Origin of the sequence: Reyranella sp. (genome assembly GCF_965279465.1) — a bacterium.
In the GTDB taxonomy this organism is placed as follows: domain Bacteria; phylum Pseudomonadota; class Alphaproteobacteria; order Reyranellales; family Reyranellaceae; genus Reyranella.
The window spans coordinates 1,614,453-1,636,180 of the sequence record NZ_OZ257242.1; the positions used below are offsets into that span (position 1 = coordinate 1,614,453).

The following is a 21,728-nucleotide window of genomic DNA, read 5'->3' on the forward strand; positions in this document are numbered from 1 at the left end:
TGCTCGGCGTATCGCGTGAATGCGTGAACAAGCAACGGAAGGTCTGGCGGGCGGCTGGCACCGTCGACGACCGCCAAACGCAGGCCTCCCCTGATCGAATGCGGTTGGGGCGCACCAATCCTGTTGGCGCGCCCCGGACGATGCTATCGCGGTACGCCGGCCTAATGAGTGCAGGGCACGCCGACATAGCGTTGATGTTCATTGGAATATGCCGCCGGACCGCAGGGTGCGGCCTTGCCCGCTTCCGTTTTCGTGGGCGGCGTGCAGGGCATGCCGGTGTAGCGCTGCTCGGCATTCGAATAGGTGGCGGGTCCGCACGGCGAAGCCGAGGAGTCTGCCTTCGGCGTGCACGGTAGCCCGACATAGCTTTGCTTCTCGTTCGAGTATGCTGCCGGCCCGCAGCCCTCGCTCTGCGCCGCAGCCGGCAAGGCGGTCACCGAAAAGCCCGTTACGACAAGCGAGCCCACGAGAACTGCCAGACTTGTAAAGCGTATCATCATTCCCTCCTGCGTTGTGTCGATGCAGGGCGAGGATGACGTCGAAACCGGATTTGCCTTGATGAACGGGTTCACGTTCGGGCAGGAATATTATGTCGACTTTTGTGAAGTGGTTGACGCCGACGGCGTTGTACGAGGATCGCGCCGGCCGTCTGAGCATGACCAGATACCGTCTATCAGGCTCCGCCTCGCCTCGGGAATCGAGCCCCCACCCACGACGCCTCCTTGCTCATTTCTTTTCGGGTGCCGTGATCGCCGTGCCGGCCGCGCCGGGCGCAGTCACGGGCTTCTCCCTCAGGACCCATGCGGCAATGGCCAGAATGACGATGCACACGCCGATCAGCATCCCTCTGACTTCCCGTGTCATGTCTCCCTCCGCCGTGCCGTCAGAACTTCGCAGCAGTACGCCGCAGCGTAGAGTTTGGGCGGCCTAGGCTGCCAGAAGGATTGCTCGGCGGGCCGACTGCGGAAGTGAAACCTCGAGGAAAGCGTTCTTGTCGTAGAGATAATCCTCGCCAGACTCGTCGATGATGCGAATCTGACCGACCTTCTCGGCGCGCGCGTCGGGAAGCGCGATGTAGATCTTGCGCCGCTCCAGCGATGCCTCGTAGCCGGAATTCTCGAGGCAGATGACGAGCCGTCTTGCGGTCTTGGCCATGACATCCTCACAGGAGGCGTTTGATCTTGAATTCCTTCTTGCCGACGTGTCCGGCTTCATACCAGTGACTCTCTGCCGTGACGACGTTCCCGTTGGCGAGTCGTATCTCGGCGATTCCCTTGCGTTTGCGCCACCGGCCGCGGCCGTAAAGCTTGCGAAGCCGCCCGATTTCCCGGATGCCGTTCCCGTGGCGATCGCCTCCACCGCCGAAATCTCACCGAGGAGCCGAAAGGTCAAGGCTCAGAACTTCGCGAGCAGCGAACCGTAGCCGTAGACCTTGTCGGTGATCCCGTTCGTCCGCAGTGCGTGCCAGTAGGTCGTGGCGTTGATCTGCAGCACCGGCTTGTCGAGCCAGCGCTCGGCTTCGTCCGCGAGCTTCGCGAACGGCAGGTTCGCGCCGAAGGCCACGATCGCCTCGACGTCCGGGCCGTCGATCGAGCGGATCGCCTTGATCATGTCCTGCGCGGTGAGCACCGAATACGACGCCGGGCTCTTGCCGCGCATGTGGCAGAAGCGGACGATCTCGTAGCCGTAGTGGCCGAGCACCGCGTTGAGGCGCGGCTCGATGCACGGATAGTACGGCTCCATGATCGCGATCTTCTTCCTGATGCCGTGCGCCTTCAGCCCGGCGGCGACGGCGTCCGACGCGATCGAGATCGGGATGTCCCAGCCGGCCACCTTGCGCACGCGGCGCTTGAGCTCCTCGCCCCATTCGATCGAGCCGCCCCACACCGACAGCGCGGAGATGCCGAGGATGAAGGCGTTGGGCTTGGCGTCCATCACGCGCGCGACGGCGTCCTCGAGCGACTTGTCGATCGCCTCGAGCTGGCGCTCGAAATCGGCATCGGACGTCACCGGATCGTCGGCGATGACCATGCGCGCGAGGTGGTTCGTCACGCCCGCTGGCCGCATGTCGTCATATTCCGGTTGGACGACCGTGTTGGTCGACGGCGTCGTCACGCCAAAAGCCAGTCGCCAGGCCAGATAGTCCCGCATTCGCTATGTCCTTCGTTCCTGCGGGCCGATCATCAGACGGATTGTGCCTTGCTGGCAAACGTCCAACACTGTCGTCCGGGCAACACAGCACCGTCCGCAAGGAGGTCCTATGACCATCACTCGACTTATCGCCCTCGCCGTCGTCGCAGCCTCGATCCCCTTCGCGTCGATGGCGCAGGATGCGGAGGTCAAATTCTGGTTGAAGGGCAATCCCAGCAACATCACGGGCTGCATCCGCTTCGATCCGCAGGTCACCCGCGAGCACACCTTCATCCTGAAGGGTGGCCAAGCCTCGATCACATCGCCCGGCGGAATCAACACCAAGCTCGCGATGGTGCGGCCGAACGTCTACCAGGAGAAGATCACCCAGGGCCAACTGGACCTCGTGGTCGTGGCCGATCTCGCGTCGACGCCGAAGAAGCTGACCGCCACCGATGCGAGAATGGGTTGCGGCTGGACGGCGGTGAAGGAGTAGGGCGCCTTCTAACCGGTCGGCCGCCGCGTAGCGGGATCGTTGTCCGCCGTGCCGGCAAGGACGTCCATCGCGGCGCGGTGCAGCGCCGCATCGCCGGCCGCCAGGACCGAACCGTCGGAGCGCATGTCGAGCGGCTTGCCGTGCCAGTCGGTGATCAGGCCGCCGGCTCCCGCGATTACCGGCACGAGGGCCGCGAAGTCGTAGAGCTTGAGGTCATTCTCGACCACGAGATCGACGTGGCCCGCGGCCAGCAGGCCATAGGCATAGCAGTCGCCGCCCCAGCGGAAGAGCTTCACCCGCCGGGTGAGCGCCTCGTGCTTCTTCTCGAGGTCGCCGGGAAACATGATCGGCGCCGTCGAATACATGTAGGCGCGGTCCAGCGTCGGGCAGGCGCGCACGCTGATCGGCCGGCCGTTGAAGGTCGACTGCCGGCCCTCCACGCCCAGCCAGCGCTCCTCCAGGATCGGTTGGTCGATCACGCCCATCACCGGCACGCCCTTGTGGAGGAGCGCGATCAGCGTGCCGAAGATCGGCAGGCCGGTGATGAAGGCCTTGGTGCCGTCGATCGGGTCGAGCACCCAGACATACTCGGCATCGGTGCGTTCAGCGCCATGCTCTTCGCCGAACACACCATGCCCGGGCACGTGCTTCGTCAGCAGCGCACGCATCGCCGTCTCGGCCTCGCGGTCGGCGATGGTGACGGGGCTCGCGTCGCTCTTGTCGTCGATCGTCACACCGGTGCGGAAATAGCGCACCGCGATGGGGCGCGCCGCATCGGCGAGGCTGTTGGCCAGAGCGACGAGATCGGGGGGGACAGTCACAGCTGTCGTCCCGACCGAAGCGAAGCGGAGTAGAGGGACCTTCTCTCCATGGGCAAGGGCCTCGAATGGGGAAGCGAGGTCCCTCGGCTACGCTCGGGACGACGGGCGGATACGCAACGCCTACGGCAGCGGCGGCAGCGGCTCGTCATGCATCGTGCGCAAATAGGCGATCAGGTCGGCGCGATCCTGCTCTTTCGGCAGGCCGGCGAACGCCATCTTGGTGCCGCGCACGAACGCCTGCGGCTTGAAGATCATGTGGTTGATGTCTTCGTAGCTCCACTCGCCGCCCTTGCCCTGCAGGGCCGAGGAGTAGCTGAAGCCTTCGTGGCTCGCCTTCTTGCGGCCGACGATGTCCCACTGGTTGGGACCGACCTTGTTGACGCCGCCCTTGTCGATCGTGTGGCAGGTGAGGCACTGCTGGACATAGAGGGCCTTGCCCTTCTCGACATTGCCGTCCTTGAGCTTGGGCCCGATCGGCGCCAGCTCGGCAACGGCAGGTGCACCGCTGGCCGCGGGTGCCGCATCGGAGACGGCGATCGCAGGCTTCGCGGGAAAGTGCGGATCGACCAGCGCGTTCGACACCTTGCCGAGCACCATTGCGAACAGCGCGGAGGCCAGGAAGCAGCCCGCCATCGTGTTGAAACTAGGCATCGTAGTCTCTCACTCGCCCCAAAATTTTCGGACCTTGCTGTAGCACGCCCGGCAGCCCATCAGTAGTATTCGATGGAGCCGCCATGATCGCGCGGCGGAACGTCGCAAGTCCCGGATTTAGCGAGGTTTTTTGGTTTTGCCGGGCGGATCGGCGCATGTAGATGCGCGCAGAGGATTTGAGATGGGCAAGGGACGGACAGGCGCGCGCGGCGGCAACAAGGCCGGCAATACGATCGCCTTCCAGGGGGAGCCGGGGGCGAACTCCGACATGGCTTGTCATGCCGCCTTTCCCGCCATGACGACCCTGCCGTGCCCGACCTTCGATGCCGCCATGGGTGCCGTCCAGGCCGGCAAGGCGGCGCTGGCCATCATCCCGGTCGAGAACTCGATCGCCGGGCGGGTCGCCGACCTGCACAGCCTGCTGCCTCACACGAAGCTCAAGATCGTGGGCGAGCATTTCCAGCGGGTCGAGCATTGCCTGGTGGCGCTGCCCGGCGCCGCGCTGAAGGACATCAAGACCGCCAAGAGCCACGTCCAGGCATTGTCGCAGTGCCGCAACTTCCTGAAGAAGCACCGCATCGCGCCACTGGTTCATGCCGACACCGCGGGTGCCGCGCGCGAGATCGCCGAGATCGGCGACAAGAGCGTCGGCGCCATCGCCTCGTCGCTGGCCGCCCGCATCTACGGTCTGAAGGTGCTGGCCAGGAACATCGAGGACGCCGACCACAACACCACGCGCATGCTGGTCTTCTCGCGCGAGGAGGCGAGGACCGACGCGACTGCCGGACGCTGCATGACGGCCTTCCTGTTCCGGGTGAAGAGCGTGCCGGCGGCGCTCTACAAGGCGCTGGGCGGCTTCGCGACCAACGGCGTCAACATCGTGAAGCTCGAGAGCTATCTCAGCGGAGCGCAGTTCGAGCAGGCGCAGTTCTATGCCGAGGTCGAGGGCCATCCCGGCCAGCGCAGCATGCAGCTGGCGCTGGAGGAGCTCAGCTTCTTCTCCGAAGAGGGCGAACTGAAGATGCTGGGCACCTTCCCGGCCAATCCCTTCCGGCGCAAGGGGTGGGACGCGCCGACCCGCGCCGGCACCTGACCCGAGCACCCAGGTACCTCCATGTCGCAGCAGCAACCCGTCCGCATCGCACCGTCGATCCTGTCCGCCGATTTCTCGGCGCTCGGCCAGGAGGTGGAAGCGATCGACGCCGCCGGCGCCGACTGGATCCATGTCGACGTGATGGACAACCATTTCGTGCCCAACCTCACGATCGGGCCGATGGTGGTGAAGGCATTGCGCAAGCACACGAAGAAGCCGTTCGATGTCCACCTGATGGTCACGCCGGTCGATCCACTGATCCCGGCCTTCGTCGAGGCGGGCGCCGACACGCTGTCGTTCCATCCCGAGGCCGGGCCGCACGTGCACCGGACGATCCAGCTGATCAAGCATCACGGCAAGCGGGCCGGCTGCGTGCTCAACCCGGGCACGCCGCTGGCGGCGATCGAGACCGTGCTGGGCGACCTCGACCTCGTGCTGGTGATGAGCGTCAATCCCGGCTTCGGCGGCCAGGCCTTCATCGCCAGCCAGCTCGCCAAGATCGCGGCCCTGCGCAAGGCGATCGATGCGTTGGGCAAGCCGATCGACCTCGAGGTCGACGGCGGCGTCAATCCGGAGACGGCACGGCAGTGCCTGGCAGCGGGCGCCGACGCGCTGGTCGCCGGCACGTCGGTGTTCGCGGGCGGTCCGGCCACGTACGCGGCCAATATCGCGGCGCTGCGCGGATGACGTCCGGCAGCCAGGCGGTCGTCCTCGCGCGTCTGCAGGCGATCGACGGCACGTCGGCCGACAAGGCGCGGGTGGTCGCGTGGGACCGCCTGTTCGCCATGCTGAATGCGCTCGATTCCAAGACCTCGGCCCTGCTGCGCTTCAACGCCATCACCGTCGCGGCGCTCGCCTATATCGTCGTGGTGAGCGGCGTCGATCCCTTTGCCCAGGCGAAGCCGCTGGTCAGGACGATGGGCATCGCGGTCGGCCACATCAGCCTGGTGTTGAGCGTCGCCAGTTGCGGCTTCGCCTTCCCGGTGATCGGCGTGGCGCGCGGCTTCTTCGACGCCACACCGGGGCTCGACGACGGCGTGCTGGACCGGCTCGGCCGGCTGGTGGCGCAGCGCACGCGGCTCTATCTCTGGGCCTGGCGGCTCGCGGTCGCGGGCGGGCTGGGCTTTGCCGTTCTGGTCGCGCTGGCGACCATCCACTGACACGGGAGCATTCATGGCCGACCTGATCCTGCACCACTACGCAACCTCGCCCTTCTCCGAAAAGGTGAGGGTGGCCTTCGGCATCAAGCAGCTCGCCTGGACGTCGGTGCTGATCCCCAACATCATGCCCAAGCCGGACCTGATGCCGCTGACCGGCGGCTATCGCAAGACGCCGGTGATGCAGGTCGGCGCCGACATCTACTGTGACACCCAGCTGATCATGATGGAGATCGAGAAGCGCGCGCCCAAGCCGCCGCTGCTGCCGGTCGGCCAGGAAGGCGAGGCGCGGGCGCTCGCGATGTGGATCGACCGCACTATCTTCTGGTCGGCGGTCGGCGTGGTGATGGGCGCGATCGGCGACCAGCTGCCCGAGGCCTTCAAGAAGGACCGTACGGAATTCTCCGGCCGCCCGTTCGACGGCGAGCGGCTCAAGGCCGCGCAGCCGATGGCGCGCGAGCAGGTTTATGCGCAACTCTCGCTCGCCGAGCAGATCCTGCGCGACGGCCGGCCGTTCCTGCTCGGCGCGGTGCCGTGCGTGGCCGACTGCGCGCTCTACAATCCGGTGTGGTTCCTGCAGGTCCGCATGGGCGCCGGCCCCGCGCCGTCGCCGCTCGACCGGCTGCCGAAGATCGTCGAATGGTCGGAACGCATGAAGGCGTTCGGCAGCGGAAAGCCCACCGAGATGAGCGCGACCGATGCACTCGAGGTCGCCAGGGCCGCGACGCCGGAGGCCTGCAAGGTCGACGAGCTTGACCCGAGCGGCCTGAAGGCCGGCCAGAAGGTCAGCGTCACGCCGGACGATACCGGCAAGGTCCCGGTCACCGGCACGCTCGTCGGCCTCAGCAACGACCGCGTCTCGATCATCCGCAGCGACGAGCGGGTCGGCGACGTCGCCGTTCATTTCCCGCGCGCGGGGTTCATCGTCACGCCGTCGTCCTGAGAGCTTGTGAACCTTTCAGACTGCTGGGAGCGCGGCTCTCCAGAGCCGCTCATGGGGTGTAGCAATCTGAAGGAGAGCGGCTCTGGAGAGCCGCGCTCCCAGCGTACGCTACAGCGAGACCTCGCCTGACAGCACCGGCACGCAGTTGCCGCCAACGCTGGCGCGGATGACGTCGGCAGCGCGGCGGGCAGTACACAGCAGGCGGCTCGGCCGGCCCATCTCGACGCCTTGTGCAATCTCGTACCGGCGCTCGGCGTCATGGGTGAGAGACAGCAGCAGGGCGGCAAGCGGGGTCGCGGCGCTGCCAGTCGCCGGATCTTCGATCGTGCCCGACAGGGGCGAGAACATGCGGGCGCGAATCCGCGCGCCGTCGTGCGCATAGAGATAGAGCGGCAGGCGATTCGGACCCATCGCGGTGTAGGTTCCGGCGGCCTCGCGGAATTGGCTGATATCCGGCACGGCTCGGGTCAGAGCCTCGCCGGTGACTTCGGCGATCACGAAGGAGTTGCCGACCGTGGCGCTCACCGGCCGGTGCGCGGTCGTCACTATGTCGCTCGTCGAGAGGCCGACGCAGCGGGTCACCAGCTCGACCGGCATTTCCGGTCCGAGCGACAACGGTTGCGGCGCGGCAATCGTCACGCCCTCCGGCGCGACCTGAACCTCGACCAGCCCGGCGATCTCCTCGAAGCGCAGGATGCCGTCCTTGGCGCGGCCTTGCTGCGCCAGGACCCAGCCGGTGCCGACATTGGGATGGCCGGCGAACGGCATCTCCGACTTGCGGTTGAAGATGCGGACTCTTGCCGTGTTCGCCGGATCGGCCGGCGGCAGCACGAAGGTCGTCTCGCTGAGGTTGAACTCGGCGGCGAGCGACTGCATGTCGGCGTCGCTCATGGCGCGCGCGTCGGGAAAGACGGCGAGCGGATTGCCGCCGAAACGGCGATCGGTGAAGACGTCGACGGTGACGAAGGAGAAGGTCGGCATTCGCGACTTCTAGACGATCTCCACGCCGATCTCGTCAGCAATTCTCCTCAGGGCCGCCACTGATCGGGCTGTGGCATTGCGGCCGTCCTGCGGACAATGCGTCTCCAGGCTGGCGACGACCTCGGGCTCCGTTACGCCCTCGAGCAGACGCTTCAGCTCCATGGCCCACGGCACCTGCCCGTCGCCGAGCGGCACGGTGCGCCGGGCCTCGAGATCGCGGTCCTTGAGATGGATCAGATCGACCATCGGCGCGAGCGTGGCGATCTGCTCATCGGTCGGTGGCTGGCCCATCGACCAGCTATTGCCGATATCGACCAACGGCCGGAGATAAGGCGACGGCGTGGGCAGGGTCGCGAAGTAGGCCGCGAGCTCGGCGATCGAGCCGATGTTGCAGACCGGCTCGTTCTCGATCTCGATCGCGACGTCGGAGCCGTGGGCGAGGTCGAACAAGCGACGCATCGGCGCGATGAGGTCGTCGGACCCGAAGCCGGGATAGCGGAGATGGCTGAACACCCGGATCCTCGACGCATCCAGCGCCTCGGCGACGCCGAAGGCATGCGCCAGCGGATCGCCGGCGGGGCAGGTGGCCGGATCGAAGGCGAAGTCGACCTTGCCGCCGGCCGAAGCCTTGCCGGGCGCTGGCCATTTGAGCACCGGCGAGACGAAGGTCGGCACCGTGATACCTGCCGCCTTCAGCTGCCGTGCGATTGCGGCAACCTCCTCGAGCGTCATACCCATCAGGTTCCTGCCGTCGACGGTGCGCATGTCGAGCCGCCGCACGTCGTTCTCGCGGCAGAAGGACAGCATCTCCGGAAGCGACGGGCCGATCTCGTCGCCGATCACGGCCAGGGCCAGACGGGTGCAGGACATGAACCATCCTATGCGTTCCCCGTCGCGCGAGCGAGATGGCAACGTTCAGCGACGTGACGGCGACGGGATCACGACGGTTGCCGACATGCCGGCTACGAGCTGGAGGTCCGCCGGGACCTTTTCCAGGGCGATCCGCACCGGAATGCGCTGGGCGAGCCGGATCCATTCGAAATTCGGATCGACCGACGCGAGAAGTCCGCCCCGAGCGGCCGTCGGATTGGCGATCGCCCGGCTCAACCCCTGCACGGTGCCGCGCAGGACCGTCCCGCCGGCCATCAGCCGGACCTCGGCCTCGCTGCCGAGCTTGATCGCCGGCAGCTTGGTTTCCATGAAGTAGGCGTAGACATAGAAGGAATCGGTATCGACCACGGCGAGCACTCCGGCCCCCCGGGTCGCATAATCGCCGACGGTGGCGGTGAGGTTGGTGACCAGGCCGTTGACCGGTGAGCGCACCGTGCTCCGCTCCAGATCGAGCTTGGCAGTGGCAAGACGGGACCGCGCGAGCTGCAATGCTGCCGAGGCTTCGCCAGCCTTGCTGCGCGAGGCCTCCGCAGTCTCGGCCGATATGGCGCTCGAATCGCGCGCGATGAGCCGTGCATCCCGCTCCGCATTGTCCTGGGCGAGCTTGAGCGTCCACTGGCTCTGTTCCACATTGGCTTGCGCTTCCTCGACTGCCAGCGTGAAGCGTTCACGATCGATGACGAACAGAACGTCGCCCTTCGCGACCTTCTGGTTGTCGATCACATTGATCGCCGTGATGAGCCCGGAAACGTCGGGGGAGATCACGCCGGTATTCACCAGCACGCGCGCATCCCTCGTCCAGGGGGACAGCATGTAGAAATCCCACAGCCACCAGCCGACCAGCACGGCCGCGACCATGGCGGCGAAGGTGATGGCGACTCGCAGGGTTGTGATCATGGCCATCCTCGATCCCCCAGGAACACGACGCCACCCAGGAGCAACACATAGAGGGCGAGATTGAACAGGGGGCGGTGCCAGACGAAATGGTAAAGGCCGAGGCGCGCCAGAAGCCAGCGAAGGATGATGAAAAGAACGACCGCGCCTCCGGCGCAGAGCGCCAGCGGCGGCAGGTAGAAGCCGAGGAACTCGACACTGTGGCGCACGGAAAAGCTCGGCAGGTCCACGGTCAATCCCCGGCGAAGCCGTGCTCGAAATAGGCGCGGTCGAGGTAGAAGCGGTCGGCGATGAAGCGCAGGGACGCACCGGCGCGCAACACCGACCGCGCCGCGGCGCCCGGCTGCAGCGGTCGCCCGGCGAGGTCGGCGTCGATTGCACCGACCATCGCCTCGGCCTCCGCAAGACGCGACCGGCGATCGGCGCGGCTGATGGTGAGGTTCTCCAGCGTGGACGCAAACTGTGCAAGGAAGCGCCGGATGGCTTGGGCGGCATCCTTCGGCAGGGCGGGATCGGCAACGACTTCCACCAAGCGTCCAAGCTCGATCGCCGTGGAGGCCGCGCCGAGCGTGCCACGGAAGAAATCCTCGTCGCGCTGGCGATCGAGAGCGAGGCGCGGCAGCAGGGCCGCCAGCATGGCGCGGATTTCCGCAGCGCCGCGACGAGGCAAGAGCGTGCCGCGCGCGACGGCTGGAAGGATCGTGCCGATCGACCGCCGCCAGCAGGCCTCACGCTGCGGTTGCGCGTTCACCGGCAGAACGGCAATGACGGCGAGGGAAATCACCATGCCCAGGACCAGCGCCGCGGTGCCGTCGACATAGCTGAGCTCGTCGGGAGTGAAGAGGTTGCTGGTGCCGATTTGCGCGACGGTGAAGCCGCCGAAAGCAATACCTGCCCAGGCATGGCTCGGCGTGCTGGCCATGAATCCCGCAGGGAGCAGCAGGGGCAGGAGCACGATCGCCAGCGCCTCGAAGCCCTGGAGGTAGGGGAACACGAGCGCCATTGTGACGTAGCCGACGACGGTGCCGATGGTGCTCCAGACGAGAAAGGCGCGAGCGGCAAGCTGCGGATTATCCTGGTTGACGCCGAAGAACAGCATGGTTGCTCCGCCGGATACCGCGGTGAAGCCTTCGTTCCACCCTGTGGCGATCCAAAGGATGCTGAGAAGCAGCACCGCAACGCCAGCTCGAAGGGCGATCAACAATGGTTCCCGTCGAGGAAATTCGGCCGATTCCCGAAGGGACGTTCGCTTCGATGGCTCGGCGCGGCGGAAGCTCGCTCTGTGAGTAACGACGGCCATCGCGAGGCCGTGCAGGAGATCGCCGACACGATTGAGGATGAGGAGGGCGTTTGCCAACGGATCGAACGGCACGCTGCCGGCCATGCTTTCCAGATCGGTCGCTGCGCGCCTCAAGGCGGCGCGCGCGGACACGAGCTCGCGACGCAGCTGTCGGCGCTCACGCAGTGTGCGCGGGTCCGCCGCGAAGTGCTCGACCTGCGCGGCGATCGAGTCCAGGGTCGGTCGCAGTCGTTCGAGCACGGCCTGGGCGCCGGCTTTGTCGAACGCGTCGAGGCGGAAGTAGAGGCCGCGTCCGATGGACAGCACCGTGAGGAACTCTCGAATGATGCGCTGGAGTCTTTGCTGATCGACTCGCATTTCAGGCGTCTCGAACAGGGTGTAGGAGCGCAACGCGTCGAACGAGACGACTTCCTCCACCATGCGACGGCGCAGCCTGGCAAAGACGGCGAGAGGCGTCGACAGGCTCAGCGCGGTCGCGACATAGCGCGCCAGGCCGCCGATCGTGCGACCCACGGATTGGTCGAGGACATCGCTCGCATAGCGCGGGAAGACGACCACGCTCGCCGCCGTGCTGCAGGCGATGCCGATCAGGATCTCCAGCGTGCGGTCGGAGGCGATCGACCATGCGCCGAGTGGATGGTTCGACCCCTCATAGGCGACCAGCAGCGCCGTATATCCGGCAAGCAGCACGCCGTAGGCGGAGTAGTTGCGCAACCGCGCGCCGGCGTAGAAGCTCGCTCCGACCGTGAGCACGGTGGCTGCTACCAGCAGTTCCGGTGCCTGCGAGAACAGGCCGACAAGGACGAGCCCAAACGTCCCGCCGGCCACCGTCCCGACGGCCCGCCATGTTCCTTTGGCAAGCGCAGCGCCGACGGTTGGCTGGGCGAGCAGATAGACCGTCATCGTCGCCCATTGCGGGTCGCCGAGCTCGAGCCAATAGGCGATCGCGAGGGCCAGGATTGCGGCACCCGCAGTCCGGATCGCGAAGGCGAAGTTATGCCAACCCAGATCGATCCCGAAGAGGCGAGGTGGACCGTTCTTTGTCTCGACAACGCTCATTGTGTCTCGTGCGCTTATATCGGTCCAGCCGTTGAGGACAAAGGCAAGAAGCGATCCTTCCCGCTTTTCGGACACCTCTCAAATGACGGCAAAGGCGAACTCAACTAAGCTCGCTCCATGGCAGACGACACATCGATCTTCGTGGGTGCGGGCGATACCGACCAGCATCTGCTGCTCAAGTACGGCAACCGCCATGGGTTGATCGCGGGCGCGACCGGCACCGGCAAGACGGTGACGTTGCAGACGCTGGCCGAGGGATTCGCGGCCTATGGCGTGCCGGTGTTCATGGCCGACGTGAAGGGAGACTTATCGGGCGTCAGCCAGGCCGGCGGCACCAATCCTCGCGCCGTCGAGCGCGCCAGGCAGCTCGAGATCGACGGCTACAAAGGCCGCGCGTTTCCGACGATCTTCTGGGACCTGTTCGGCGAGAAGGGCCATCCGGTGCGCACGACAGTGAGCGAGATCGGGCCGGTCCTGATGGCCCGCCTCCTGCAGCTCAACGCCACCCAGGAAGGCGTGCTCAACATCGTCTTCAAGGTTGCCGACGAGCAGGGCCTGCTGCTGCTCGACTTCAAGGACCTGCAGGCCATGTTGCAGTGGACGGCGGAGAACGCCGGCACGCTCACGACCCGGTACGGCAATGTCAGCAAGCAGTCGATCGGCACCATTCAGCGCGCGCTGCTGACGCTCGAGCAGCAGGGCGGCGAGCGCTTCTTCGGCGAGCCCGCGCTCGACCTCAAGGACATGATCGGCGTCGATGCGTCGGGCGTCGGCACCCTCAACGTGCTGGCGGCAGACAGGCTGATGGAAAGTCCCAAGCTCTACAGCACCTTCCTGCTGTGGCTCCTGTCGGAATTGTTCCAGGTCATGCCCGAGGTGGGTGATGTCGATAAGCCCAAGTTCGTGTTCTTCTTCGACGAGGCGCATCTGCTGTTCGACGACGCGCCCAAGGCGCTGCTCGACAAGATCGAGCAGGTCGTGCGGCTGATCCGGTCCAAGGGCGTCGGGATCTACTTCATCAGCCAGAACCCGCTCGACATTCCGGAGTCGGTGCTGGGCCAGCTCAGCAACCGCGTGCAGCACGCGCTGCGCGCCTTTACGCCCAGGGACCAGAAGGCGGTGAAGGCCGCGGCCGATACGTTCCGGCCGAACAAGAAGTTCTCCGCCTCCGAGGCGATCGTCGAGCTCGGCGTCGGCGAGGCGCTGGTCTCGTTCCTCGACGCCAAGGGCGTGCCGACGCCGGTCGAGCGCTGCTTCGTCGCTCCGCCTCGCGGCCGGATCGGTCCCGTGACCGACGCCGAGCGCGCCGTCGTGGTCAGCGCGAGTCCGCTGGCCGGCAAGTACGAGCAGGAGATCGATCGCGATTCGGCCTACGAGGTGCTGATGGGCCGCGCCACCGGCGGCCAGCTCCCGCCCGAGGAGCCGCCGGCCACGCCGAGCACCAGGCAGCGCCGGCGTGGCCAGTACGATGCGCCGCCGCCGATCCAGCCGCCGCCCGCGCCGAGCGGTCCCTGGGGCAGGGCGCCGGAGCCGCCTCCCGTCGACGACAGGCCCAAGTCGGAACCGCGGCTGCGCGAGGCCCGGCCCGTGCCGCCGCCGAGTTCCCCGATGCCGCGAACACCGGCCAGCCGCAGCGACACGATCACCACGACGATCGTGAAGTCGGCGGCGCGCACGGCGACCAACATCGCCGTACGTGAAGCGTCGAAAGCAATCTTCGGCAGCGGCCGCAACAGCGGCATCCTCGGCCAGATCTTCCGCGGCGCGCTGGGCGGGTTGGTGAAATAACTCCCCGTTGTCCCGAGCGTAGCCGAGGGACCTGTTCATGTCGGCAGAAGTACATGAGCAGGTCCCTCCACTTCGCTTCGCTACGCTCAGCTTCGGTCGGGACGACGGATTAAGCCTCCACCACCAGCGTGCCGCTCATGTCCTCATGGCCGTCGCCGCAGAAGATGTCGCAGAAGAAGACGAAGCTGCCGGGCTTCGTCGGCGTGATCGTCACGCGCGTCTCCCGATCGGGGACGATGTCGGTGCGGATGCCAAGCTCGGGCATCTTGAAGCCGTGGATTCGGTCGAGCGAGGTCAACACGAAGGTCAGCGGCTGGCCGACCTTTGCTTTCACGGTCTCCGGGGTGAACTCGAACCTGCTGGCGGCGATGGTGACCTCGTTGGAGGGCTGGGCAGCCAGGCGCGCGGCTCCCCCGGCCGCGCTGCCGATCAGCAGCGCGGCGAACACGCGGCGCTTCATCTGATCAGCCCTTGGTGACCGGCAGCTCGGTGAGGGTGACCTTGCCGCCGCTGATCGCGACCTCGCGCGTGCCGAGCGGCGCCAGCGAGGCGTCGAACGGCGGCGGGGGCGGCCGCCGGGGCGCGCTACCGGGCGCCGCTTGCGGGAAGATCAGGGACTTGGCCGCATGATGGGCGATGTGCCCGGTCACGTGGTGATGCTCCTGGTGGATATGGCCGTAGAACACCACCACGTTCTGGTAAGGCATCAAGAGCTCGATCGCCTTGGCGCCGTCGGCCGTCGTCCAGTCCCAGTTCGGCACCAGGTCGAACAGCGGGCGATGGGTCAGCACGACGATGCGGTCGTCGGTCTTGCGCTGCTTGAGGTCGGCGGCGAGCCACGCGAGCTGCTCGTCGCCCAGCCGCGCGGCCGGATCGGAGACGTTGTCGAGGGCGATGAAGTGCACGCCCTTGTGGTCGAAGGTGAAGTGCGTGGCGCCGAAAAACTCCTTGAAGGCCTCGCCCTTGTCGAGCGAGGCATCGTGCTCGCCCGGCATGAATTGCACGTCCTTCACCGCGAGCGCCGAGACGATCTCCTTGAAGCGCTGCATGCGCTCGCGCCGCAGCTTGCCATCGTCAGTCGTGTGTGTGAGGTCGCCGGTGAAGACGATGAAATCGGGCTTCTGTGCGAGGCCATTGACGGTCACGACTGCTTTTTCGAGCGTGTGCTCGGCATCGGGATTGGCCGGGCCCTTGTAGCCCCAGTGGGTGTCGGAGAACTGGATGAAGTGAAAGTCATTGCCCTGGGCGGCGGCCTGGCGGTGCGGGAACAGCCCGGCGGTGAAGGTGACGCCCGCCATGCCGGCCAGCTTCAGGAAATCGCGGCGATCGGTGAAGTGCATGTGAATCCCTCCTCGGTATTCATGGGGCACTACCGAGCGATCGCCGCCGATATTCCCCCGGGAATAAAATCGACGGTGTTCCGGTATTGATATCTGATGAGCGGCATGTCGGAAGCGCCGAAGCCCGATCGTGCGACGGTGGAGCGGTTCCGCGTCGTCATGCTGCCGCATCTCGACGCGGCGCACGGCTTCGCCCGCTGGCTGACGCGCGATCCTGTGCAGGCCCAGGACGTGGCGCAGGAAGCGATGCTGCGGGCGCTGCGCTACTTCCACGCCTTTCGCGGCGAGGAGGCTCGGCCCTGGCTGCTGCGGATCGTGCGCAACACCTGGGTGGATATGCGTGCCAAGCGCGCTGCGGACCAGCCGCTGGAGTTGGCTGAGAACCACCCAGCGGACGGGCCTGATCCCGAGCAGAGCGCGCTTGCGGGCGACCGGCGGCGCCAGGTGGCGGCGGCGCTGGCGGCATTGCCCGAGGAGATGAGGGAGATCCTCGTGCTGCGGGAGATCGAGGACCTTCCGTACAAGCAGATCGCGGCCGTGCTCGATATGCCGATCGGCACGGTCATGTCCCGGTTGGCGCGGGCGCGCGAACGGTTGGCCGCCGAATTGCGTGGCCGCCTGGGAAGGAGGGAGCATGGACTGCCCGACCTGTGAGGCGATGGTCGACGCCTATATCGATGGCGAGCTGACGGCGGTCGAAAGTGCCGAATTCGAGCGGGCTCTCGAAGGCTGCCCCGAGTGCCGCAAGCGGCTCGACGCGGCACGAGCGCTGAGCGGGCTGCTGCGGGAGCTGCCGGCCGAGTCCGCACCCGACCTGCTGCGCGCGCGAGTCGAGCGTGAGCTGCGCACTATCGCCGGCCAGCCGCGCGAGCGCCGGCGCCAGTGGACGCAATGGAGCGCGATGGCAGCGAGCGTGATCGTGGCCCTCGGTCTCGGCTGGCTGGGAGGCACGCTGACCGGCCAGGGCAGCCGCGGGTCCGATGCGCTGGTCGCGAGCTATCTGCGCGTGGCGATGGCCGAGCACGCGGTCGAGGTCGCCTCGTCGGATCGGCACACGGTGAGGCCATGGTACGCCGGCCGCATCGACTATGCGCCGCCGGTGCACGATCTCACGACCGCTGGATTCCCCCTGCTCGGCGGCCGCCTCGATGTGATCGACGGCCGCAAGGTCGCCGTGCTGGTCTATCGCCGCAACCAGCACAAGCTGGCGGTCAGCCTGTGGCCCGCGTCCACGCCGGGCAACAGCGTGCCGCGCGTCCTGGAGCGCGACGGCTTCGCAATCGCCGAATGGCGTCATGGCGGGTTCGAGTGGCGGGCCGTGTCCGATATCGCCCCGCGCGAGATCGCGTCCTTCGCGGCGGCGCTCGGCCGTGCGCTCGACGCGGAACGCTGACTCCTCAGGCGGCTGTCAGGGCGCGCGTCACGGCGTCGGGTTCCTTTTCGATCGTCCGCAACAGCACGCGCGCCGCCGTATCGGGCCGCGACCGCTTCTGCTCCCAGTTGCGAACGGTCGCGAGATCGAGGCCGAAACGATGCGCAAAGGCTTCTTGCGAGAGGCCGAGCGTCTCCCGGATATTCTTTACGTCGACCTCATTCGGTGCCTCGATCCGCATCGCAATTGCGCCAAGGGCTTCGACTTCTGTTTCGAAGGCTTTTGCGTCTTCCAGCATCGGTAGCTCGACGATCACGCTCGGTTCGACGAGGAGAGCGGTGATTGCTGTATGCGCTTGCTTGATCGGCACGCGCCGCTTCATTAAAGCCTGCGCGATCGATATGGTCGCGGGACTACGCCTCGTCCGGCGGAGCGCGTAGACGGCGGGTGAACCTGAGGTCACCCGGACGACGCCCGGGATTCGCTCCACTCGTGCGAACAGCTCCTTCAATGGTGAGTTCATCATAGTTGTCTCCAAGCCAATCTAGCGCGGCCTGAGCAAGGGATCTAAGGTGCACCCAACCGAACGCATTCTTGCCCCGGTCGTTGCCCTGGATATGAAGTCCGCTGGCGTAGGCTCTGCGTCCTGCCACGCGAACTTCAGCCATCACCTTCAAGCTGCCGGCCGTCGTGTCGAAATCGAAGGTGAAGATATTGCCGTCGCTATCGTCCTCGCTCAGGCGAATTGTCACCGAGAAAGGCTTGTCCATCGTCCATTTACACTACGCAATTTGCGTAGTAAGATCAAGCCAACCGGTCGAGCTCCTTGACGATGGCGTCGCCCATTTCCTGGGTGCCGACCTTCTTGGTGCCGTCGGTGTTGCCGACCAGCAGGTCGCCGGTGCGGTAGCCGGCCTTCAGCACGTTCTCGACCGCGGTCTCCACCAGGTCGGCCTCTTTCCCGAGGTCGAACGAGTAGCGCAGCATCATGGCGTAGCTCAGCGTCTCGGCGATCGGATTGGCGAGGCCCTTGCCGGCGATGTCCGGCGCGCTGCCGTGGATCGGCTCGTACAGCGCCTTGCGCCGGCCGGTCGCGTCGGGCGCGCCGAGCGAGGCGGACGGCAGCAGGCCGAGCGAGCCGGTCAGCATCGAGGCCTCGTCCGACAGGATGTCGCCGAACAGGTTGTCGGTCACGATCACGTCGAACTGGTTGGGCGACCGCAGCAGCTGCATGGCAAGGGCATCGGCGTACATGTGCTCGAGCTTCACGTCGGAATATTGCTCCTTGTGCAGCTTGGTCGCCTCCTCGCGCCACAGCACGCCGGTGTACATGACGTTGGCCTTCTCGGCCGACAGCACCCTGTTCTTCCGTTTGCGCGCCAGCTCGAAGGCGACGGCGCAGACGCGGCGGATCTCGCCCACCGTGTAGCGCTGGGTGTCGTAGGCCTCGACCTCGCCGTTGGCGTTGGTATGACGGCCGCGCGGCTCGCCGAAATACACGCCGCTGGTCAGCTCGCGTATGATCATGATGTCGAGACCCTTGACGATCTCGGGCTTGAGCGAGCTCGCATCGACCAGCGCGTCGAACACCTTGGCGGGGCGCAGGTTGGCGAAGAGGTCCATCTCCTTGCGCAGGCGCAGCAGGCCGCGCTCGGGCTTCTTGCTGAAGTCGGCGGTATCCCACTTCGGCCCGCCGACCGAGCCGAACAGCACCGCGTCGGCCTCCAGCGCCACCTTCATCGTGTCGTCGCTGAGCGGTACGCCGTGCTTGTCGAGGGCCGCGCCGCCGACCAGGTCTTCCTGGATGTCGAATCCGACCGCGCGCTTCTTGCCCATCCAGGCGATGATCTTGCGCACTTCGTTCATGACTTCGGGGCCGATGCCGTCGCCCGGCAGCACCAGCAGATTGCGATTCGAGGAAGCCATTGTCTTCTTCTCTCAGCTTGTAAGACGTTGGGATTGGAGCGTGCCCGAGTTCGACATCGGTCGCACTCCGGGTCGCCGAGAAGCCGTGTCATCCCGAGCGTAGCGAGGGATCTATGTGTTGCCCATAGATCCCTCGCTACGCTCGGGATGACACGGTGTATGGCGCAGTGTACCTACCCGCGGGGAGCGCTCACTCCGCCGCGTGCAGCCAGGGCTGCGATTCTCTCTGCTTCTTCTCGAAGTCGTCGATCTCCGACCTCTTCTCCATCGTGAGGCCGATGTCGTCGAGGCCTTCGAGCAGGCAGCGCTTGCGGAACGGATCGATGTCGAAATGGACGGTGCCGCCGTCCGGACCCTTGATCTCCTGCTTCTCGAGGTCGATCTCGATGATGGCATTCGAGCCGCGGCTCGCGTCGTCCATCAGCTTGTCGATGATCTCCTTCGGCATCTTGATCGGCAGAACGCCGTTCTTGAAGCAGTTGTTGTAGAAGATGTCGGCGAAGTCCTCGGAGATGATGCAGCGGATGCCGAAGTCGAGCAGTGCCCAGGGCGCGTGTTCGCGGCTCGAGCCGCAGCCGAAGTTCGGGCCGGCGATCAGGATCTTGGCGTTCTGATAGGCCGGCTGGTCGAGGACGAAGTCCTTCTTCTGACCATCGGCCGTCCATCGCATCTCGTAGAACAGCCCTTCCTTGAGACCGGTGCGCTTGATGGTCTTCAGGAAGTTCTTGGGAATGATCATGTCGGTATCGACATTGACCATCGGCAGCGGAGCGGCGACGCCCCGCAACGTCGTGAATTTTTCCATATTTCCCTCGGCGATTCGCCGGAATAAACGGGCTTTCAGCCCCTTCGTCAAGCTTACCGGACCTTCACCACAAGGGTGCCGGCCATGATGTCGTGCAGACCCCGCTTGCGGTCCGTGAAGGCGATCATCAGGAAGCCGATGCCCATGATGAGCGCCGAGATGAACTTGGCGAAATAGCGGCCGGTGGCGTTGAGGAACGACAGGCGCTGGCCCTGGTCGGTCACGACCCGCAGTCCCACCGTCATCTTGCCGACGGTGGCGCCGCGCTCGGAACTCTCCATCAGGGCGAAATAAAGCCAGGCGACGACGATCGAGACACCGCTCCCGGAATAGTTGGGATGGTCGAGATCGCCATACATGCCTCCCCCGGTAACCACGCCGATGACCCCAGCGGCGATGCTGAGCAGGATGCCATCGATGATGTAGGCCACGACACGAATCCAGAAGCCGCCGTAGCCGGTCGGCGTGCCTGCCGCGGGCGGCCTTGCGTCCCACACCGGCGGGGGCGGCGGTGCAGCAGCGGGGCCGGAATTGGGAACGGAAGGCATGGCGTTCTCCCAAATGAAGCGGGCGGTGCCTTGCTGCACCGCCCGGGAAGATACCACTGCCCAATGTGGACGGGCTATTGGTAGTCACGCCTACTGAAAATCGCGCACGTCGGCCAAGGTGCCTTTGATCGCGGCGGCTGCCGCCATTGCCGGGCTGACCAGATGAGTGCGTCCGCCGCGGCCCTGACGGCCCTCGAAATTGCGGTTCGAGGTCGAGGCGCAGCGCTGGCCGGGCTCGATCCGGTCGGCGTTCATCGCCAGGCACATCGAGCAGCCCTGCAGGCGCCATTCGAAGCCGGCCTCGAGGAAGATCTTGTCGAGCCCTTCCTTCTCGGCCTGGGCCTTCACCAGGCCCGAGCCCGGCACGACCATCGCCGAGACGCTCGACGCGACCTTGCGGCCGCGCGCGATCTCGGCGGCCGCGCGCAGATCCTCGATGCGGCCGTTGGTGCACGAGCCGATGAACACGCGATCGATCGGCACGTCGACCAGCTTGGTGCCCGGCGTCAGGCCCATATAGGCGAGCGAGCGGGTCCAGGCTTCGCGCATGTTCTCGTCCGGCGCATTGGCCGGATCGGGGATCACGTCCGTGATCGGCAGCGCGTCCTGCGGGCTGGTGCCCCAGGTGACCATCGGCGGGATGTCCGACGCATTGAAGTCGAGCTGCATGTCGAACTGCGCGCCCTTGTCGGACGGCAAACGACGCCACTGGCTCAGCGCAAGATCCCAGGCGCCGCCTTTGGGCGCGTAGGGACGTCCTTCGAGATACTGGAAGGTCGTCTCGTCCGGCGCGATCAGGCCGGCGCGCGCGCCCGCCTCGATCGACATGTTGCAGACCGTCATGCGGCCTTCCATCGTCAGCTCGCGGATCGCGCGGCCGGCATACTCGATCACGTAGCCGGTGCCGCCGGCCGTGCCGAGCTTGCCGATGACGGCGAGGATGATGTCCTTGCCCGTGACGCCGAGCGGCAGGACGCCGTCGACGTTCACGCGCATGTTCCTGGCCGGCCGCTGGATCACGGTCTGGGTGGCCAGCACATGCTCGACCTCGGAGGTGCCGATGCCGAAGGCCAGCGCGCCGAACGCACCATGCGTCGAGGTGTGGCTGTCGCCGCACACGATCGTCATGCCGGGCAGGGTGAGGCCCTGCTCGGGGCCGATCACATGCACGATGCCGCGGCGCGGATCGTCGAGGCCGAAGTACGGCACGCCGAAGTCGGCGACGTTCTTCTCGAGCGTCTCGACCTGGATGCGCGATTCCTCGTCCATGGCGCCGGCGGTGGTCGGCGTGTTGTGGTCGGCAACGGCGACGGTGGCGTCGGGGCGACGCACCGGCCGGTTGGCCATGCGCAGGCCTTCGAAGGCCTGCGGGCTGGTCACCTCGTGCACGAGGTGACGGTCGATGTAGATCACACAGGTGCCATCGTCCTGCCTGGAGACGACGTGGCTGTCCCAGATCTTCTCGAACAGGGTCCGCGGAGGAGGAGGCGGGGGCGGCGGCGTGGCCGACTTCTTCCGGAACGCCATGGCGCG

The 21,728-nt window shown here is 66.2% G+C and carries 27 protein-coding genes; 8 read left to right on the top strand and 19 right to left on the bottom strand.

Translation table 11 applies throughout. The features are described 5' to 3' along the window. Positions 1–161: 161 nt before the first annotated feature. The 4 genes from ACQY8M_RS07810 to ACQY8M_RS07825 all read right to left on the bottom strand — a co-directional run bounded on the left by ACQY8M_RS07810 (position 162) and on the right by ACQY8M_RS07825 (position 2,151). A complete protein-coding gene (locus ACQY8M_RS07810) occupies positions 162–500 on the bottom strand; it encodes a hypothetical protein (RefSeq protein WP_428670546.1) in 339 nt (112 codons plus the stop codon). Between the two features lie 226 nt (positions 501–726). Next, positions 727–864: a hypothetical protein gene (locus tag ACQY8M_RS07815; protein ID WP_428670548.1), complete on the bottom strand. Its 138-nt coding sequence runs from the start codon at positions 862–864 to the stop codon at positions 727–729. Between the two features lie 63 nt (positions 865–927). Beyond that, positions 928–1,155 carry a hypothetical protein gene (locus ACQY8M_RS07820; protein WP_428670550.1) on the bottom strand — a complete coding sequence of 76 codons (228 nt, stop codon included), beginning with the start codon at positions 1,153–1,155 and terminating at the stop codon, positions 928–930. Positions 1,156–1,395: 240 nt separating this feature from the next. After that, positions 1,396–2,151, bottom strand: a complete 756-nt coding sequence (locus ACQY8M_RS07825; RefSeq protein WP_428670552.1) for a maleate cis-trans isomerase family protein — start codon at positions 2,149–2,151, stop codon at positions 1,396–1,398. Between the two features lie 109 nt (positions 2,152–2,260). Between ACQY8M_RS07825 and ACQY8M_RS07830 the strand changes: the two genes are divergently transcribed. Next, positions 2,261–2,626 carry a hypothetical protein gene (locus ACQY8M_RS07830; RefSeq protein WP_428670554.1) on the top strand — a complete coding sequence of 122 codons (366 nt, stop codon included), beginning with the start codon at positions 2,261–2,263 and terminating at the stop codon, positions 2,624–2,626. A gap of 8 nt (positions 2,627–2,634) precedes the next feature. Here ACQY8M_RS07830 and hisN read toward each other — a convergent pair whose 3' ends face one another. Both hisN and ACQY8M_RS07840 read right to left on the bottom strand, forming a co-directional pair. Then, positions 2,635–3,447, bottom strand: a complete 813-nt coding sequence (gene hisN / locus ACQY8M_RS07835; RefSeq protein WP_428670556.1) for a histidinol-phosphatase — start codon at positions 3,445–3,447, stop codon at positions 2,635–2,637. Positions 3,448–3,567: 120 nt separating this feature from the next. Continuing rightward, positions 3,568–4,098, bottom strand: coding sequence for a c-type cytochrome (locus tag ACQY8M_RS07840; RefSeq protein WP_428670558.1), 531 nt, complete (start codon positions 4,096–4,098; stop codon positions 3,568–3,570). A 181-nt stretch (positions 4,099–4,279) separates the two neighbouring features. On the opposite strand from ACQY8M_RS07840, the gene ACQY8M_RS07845 reads away from it, so the two are divergent. Genes ACQY8M_RS07845 through ACQY8M_RS07860 form a run of 4 tightly spaced genes read left to right on the top strand, consistent with a single transcriptional unit; the run spans position 4,280 to position 7,291 of the window. Beyond that, on the top strand, positions 4,280–5,191 hold the full coding sequence (locus ACQY8M_RS07845) for a prephenate dehydratase (protein ID WP_428670560.1): 912 nt from the start codon (positions 4,280–4,282) through the stop codon (positions 5,189–5,191). Positions 5,192–5,212: 21 nt separating this feature from the next. Next, a complete protein-coding gene (gene rpe, locus ACQY8M_RS07850) occupies positions 5,213–5,878 on the top strand; it encodes a ribulose-phosphate 3-epimerase (protein WP_428670562.1) in 666 nt (221 codons plus the stop codon). Continuing rightward, on the top strand, positions 5,875–6,351 hold the full coding sequence (locus ACQY8M_RS07855) for a hypothetical protein (protein ID WP_428670564.1): 477 nt from the start codon (positions 5,875–5,877) through the stop codon (positions 6,349–6,351). The genes rpe and ACQY8M_RS07855 overlap by 4 nt, the downstream gene beginning before the upstream one ends. 13 nt (positions 6,352–6,364) lie before the next feature. Further along, entirely contained in the window at positions 6,365–7,291 is a 927-nt protein-coding gene (locus ACQY8M_RS07860) for a glutathione S-transferase family protein (protein ID WP_428670566.1), read from the top strand. 108 nt (positions 7,292–7,399) lie between these two features. Here ACQY8M_RS07860 and ACQY8M_RS07865 read toward each other — a convergent pair whose 3' ends face one another. The 5 genes from ACQY8M_RS07865 to ACQY8M_RS07885 are packed head-to-tail and all read right to left on the bottom strand — an operon-like array spanning position 7,400 to position 12,416. Next, complete coding sequence (locus tag ACQY8M_RS07865; protein ID WP_428670568.1) at positions 7,400–8,272, bottom strand: PhzF family phenazine biosynthesis protein; 873 nt, start codon at positions 8,270–8,272, stop codon at positions 7,400–7,402. Positions 8,273–8,281: 9 nt separating this feature from the next. Beyond that, positions 8,282–9,142 carry a sugar phosphate isomerase/epimerase family protein gene (locus ACQY8M_RS07870; RefSeq protein ID WP_428670570.1) on the bottom strand — a complete coding sequence of 287 codons (861 nt, stop codon included), beginning with the start codon at positions 9,140–9,142 and terminating at the stop codon, positions 8,282–8,284. Between the two features lie 45 nt (positions 9,143–9,187). Then, positions 9,188–10,060, bottom strand: coding sequence for an efflux RND transporter periplasmic adaptor subunit (locus ACQY8M_RS07875; protein ID WP_428670572.1), 873 nt, complete (start codon positions 10,058–10,060; stop codon positions 9,188–9,190). Further along, complete coding sequence (locus tag ACQY8M_RS07880; protein ID WP_428670574.1) at positions 10,057–10,287, bottom strand: DUF1656 domain-containing protein; 231 nt, start codon at positions 10,285–10,287, stop codon at positions 10,057–10,059. The genes ACQY8M_RS07875 and ACQY8M_RS07880 overlap by 4 nt, the downstream gene beginning before the upstream one ends. Positions 10,288–10,289: 2 nt before the next feature. After that, positions 10,290–12,416 (bottom strand): FUSC family protein, encoded by a 2,127-nt coding sequence (locus ACQY8M_RS07885; protein WP_428670575.1) that lies wholly within the window; start codon positions 12,414–12,416, stop codon positions 10,290–10,292. Between the two features lie 117 nt (positions 12,417–12,533). Here ACQY8M_RS07885 and ACQY8M_RS07890 point away from each other — a divergent pair, with 117 nt between their 5' ends. Further along, the gene (locus ACQY8M_RS07890; protein ID WP_428670577.1) at positions 12,534–14,204 is read left to right on the top strand and encodes a helicase HerA-like domain-containing protein; all 1,671 of its coding nucleotides are present in this window, start codon (positions 12,534–12,536) and stop codon (positions 14,202–14,204) included. A gap of 109 nt (positions 14,205–14,313) precedes the next feature. Here the strand turns inward: ACQY8M_RS07890 and ACQY8M_RS07895 are convergent, their stop codons facing one another. Beyond that, a complete protein-coding gene (locus tag ACQY8M_RS07895; RefSeq protein WP_428670579.1) occupies positions 14,314–14,664 on the bottom strand; it encodes a cupredoxin domain-containing protein in 351 nt (116 codons plus the stop codon). 4 nt (positions 14,665–14,668) lie between these two features. Continuing rightward, on the bottom strand, positions 14,669–15,544 hold the full coding sequence (locus tag ACQY8M_RS07900; protein WP_428670581.1) for a metallophosphoesterase family protein: 876 nt from the start codon (positions 15,542–15,544) through the stop codon (positions 14,669–14,671). Positions 15,545–15,640: 96 nt separating this feature from the next. Here ACQY8M_RS07900 and ACQY8M_RS07905 point away from each other — a divergent pair, with 96 nt between their 5' ends. Both ACQY8M_RS07905 and ACQY8M_RS07910 read left to right on the top strand, forming a co-directional pair. Beyond that, on the top strand, positions 15,641–16,198 hold the full coding sequence (locus ACQY8M_RS07905) for a sigma-70 family RNA polymerase sigma factor (RefSeq protein ID WP_428670583.1): 558 nt from the start codon (positions 15,641–15,643) through the stop codon (positions 16,196–16,198). After that, entirely contained in the window at positions 16,179–16,937 is a 759-nt protein-coding gene (locus ACQY8M_RS07910; protein WP_428670585.1) for an anti-sigma factor family protein, read from the top strand. The genes ACQY8M_RS07905 and ACQY8M_RS07910 overlap by 20 nt, the downstream gene beginning before the upstream one ends. Before the next feature lie 4 nt (positions 16,938–16,941). On the opposite strand, the gene ACQY8M_RS07915 is transcribed toward ACQY8M_RS07910, so the two are convergent. The 6 genes from ACQY8M_RS07915 to leuC form a co-directional block, all read right to left on the bottom strand. Continuing rightward, positions 16,942–17,298 carry a helix-turn-helix domain-containing protein gene (locus ACQY8M_RS07915; protein WP_428670587.1) on the bottom strand — a complete coding sequence of 119 codons (357 nt, stop codon included), beginning with the start codon at positions 17,296–17,298 and terminating at the stop codon, positions 16,942–16,944. 31 nt (positions 17,299–17,329) lie between these two features. Continuing rightward, on the bottom strand, positions 17,330–17,686 hold the full coding sequence (locus ACQY8M_RS07920) for a hypothetical protein (RefSeq protein WP_428670589.1): 357 nt from the start codon (positions 17,684–17,686) through the stop codon (positions 17,330–17,332). A gap of 34 nt (positions 17,687–17,720) precedes the next feature. Then, entirely contained in the window at positions 17,721–18,842 is a 1,122-nt protein-coding gene (leuB, locus tag ACQY8M_RS07925; RefSeq protein ID WP_428670591.1) for a 3-isopropylmalate dehydrogenase, read from the bottom strand. 190 nt (positions 18,843–19,032) lie between these two features. Next, a complete protein-coding gene (gene leuD, locus ACQY8M_RS07930) occupies positions 19,033–19,647 on the bottom strand; it encodes a 3-isopropylmalate dehydratase small subunit (RefSeq protein ID WP_428670593.1) in 615 nt (204 codons plus the stop codon). 53 nt (positions 19,648–19,700) lie between these two features. Beyond that, positions 19,701–20,195, bottom strand: a complete 495-nt coding sequence (locus ACQY8M_RS07935; protein WP_428670595.1) for an RDD family protein — start codon at positions 20,193–20,195, stop codon at positions 19,701–19,703. A 90-nt stretch (positions 20,196–20,285) separates the two neighbouring features. Then, positions 20,286–21,722: a 3-isopropylmalate dehydratase large subunit gene (gene leuC / locus ACQY8M_RS07940; protein ID WP_428670597.1), complete on the bottom strand. Its 1,437-nt coding sequence runs from the start codon at positions 21,720–21,722 to the stop codon at positions 20,286–20,288. Positions 21,723–21,728: the final 6 nt, after the last annotated feature.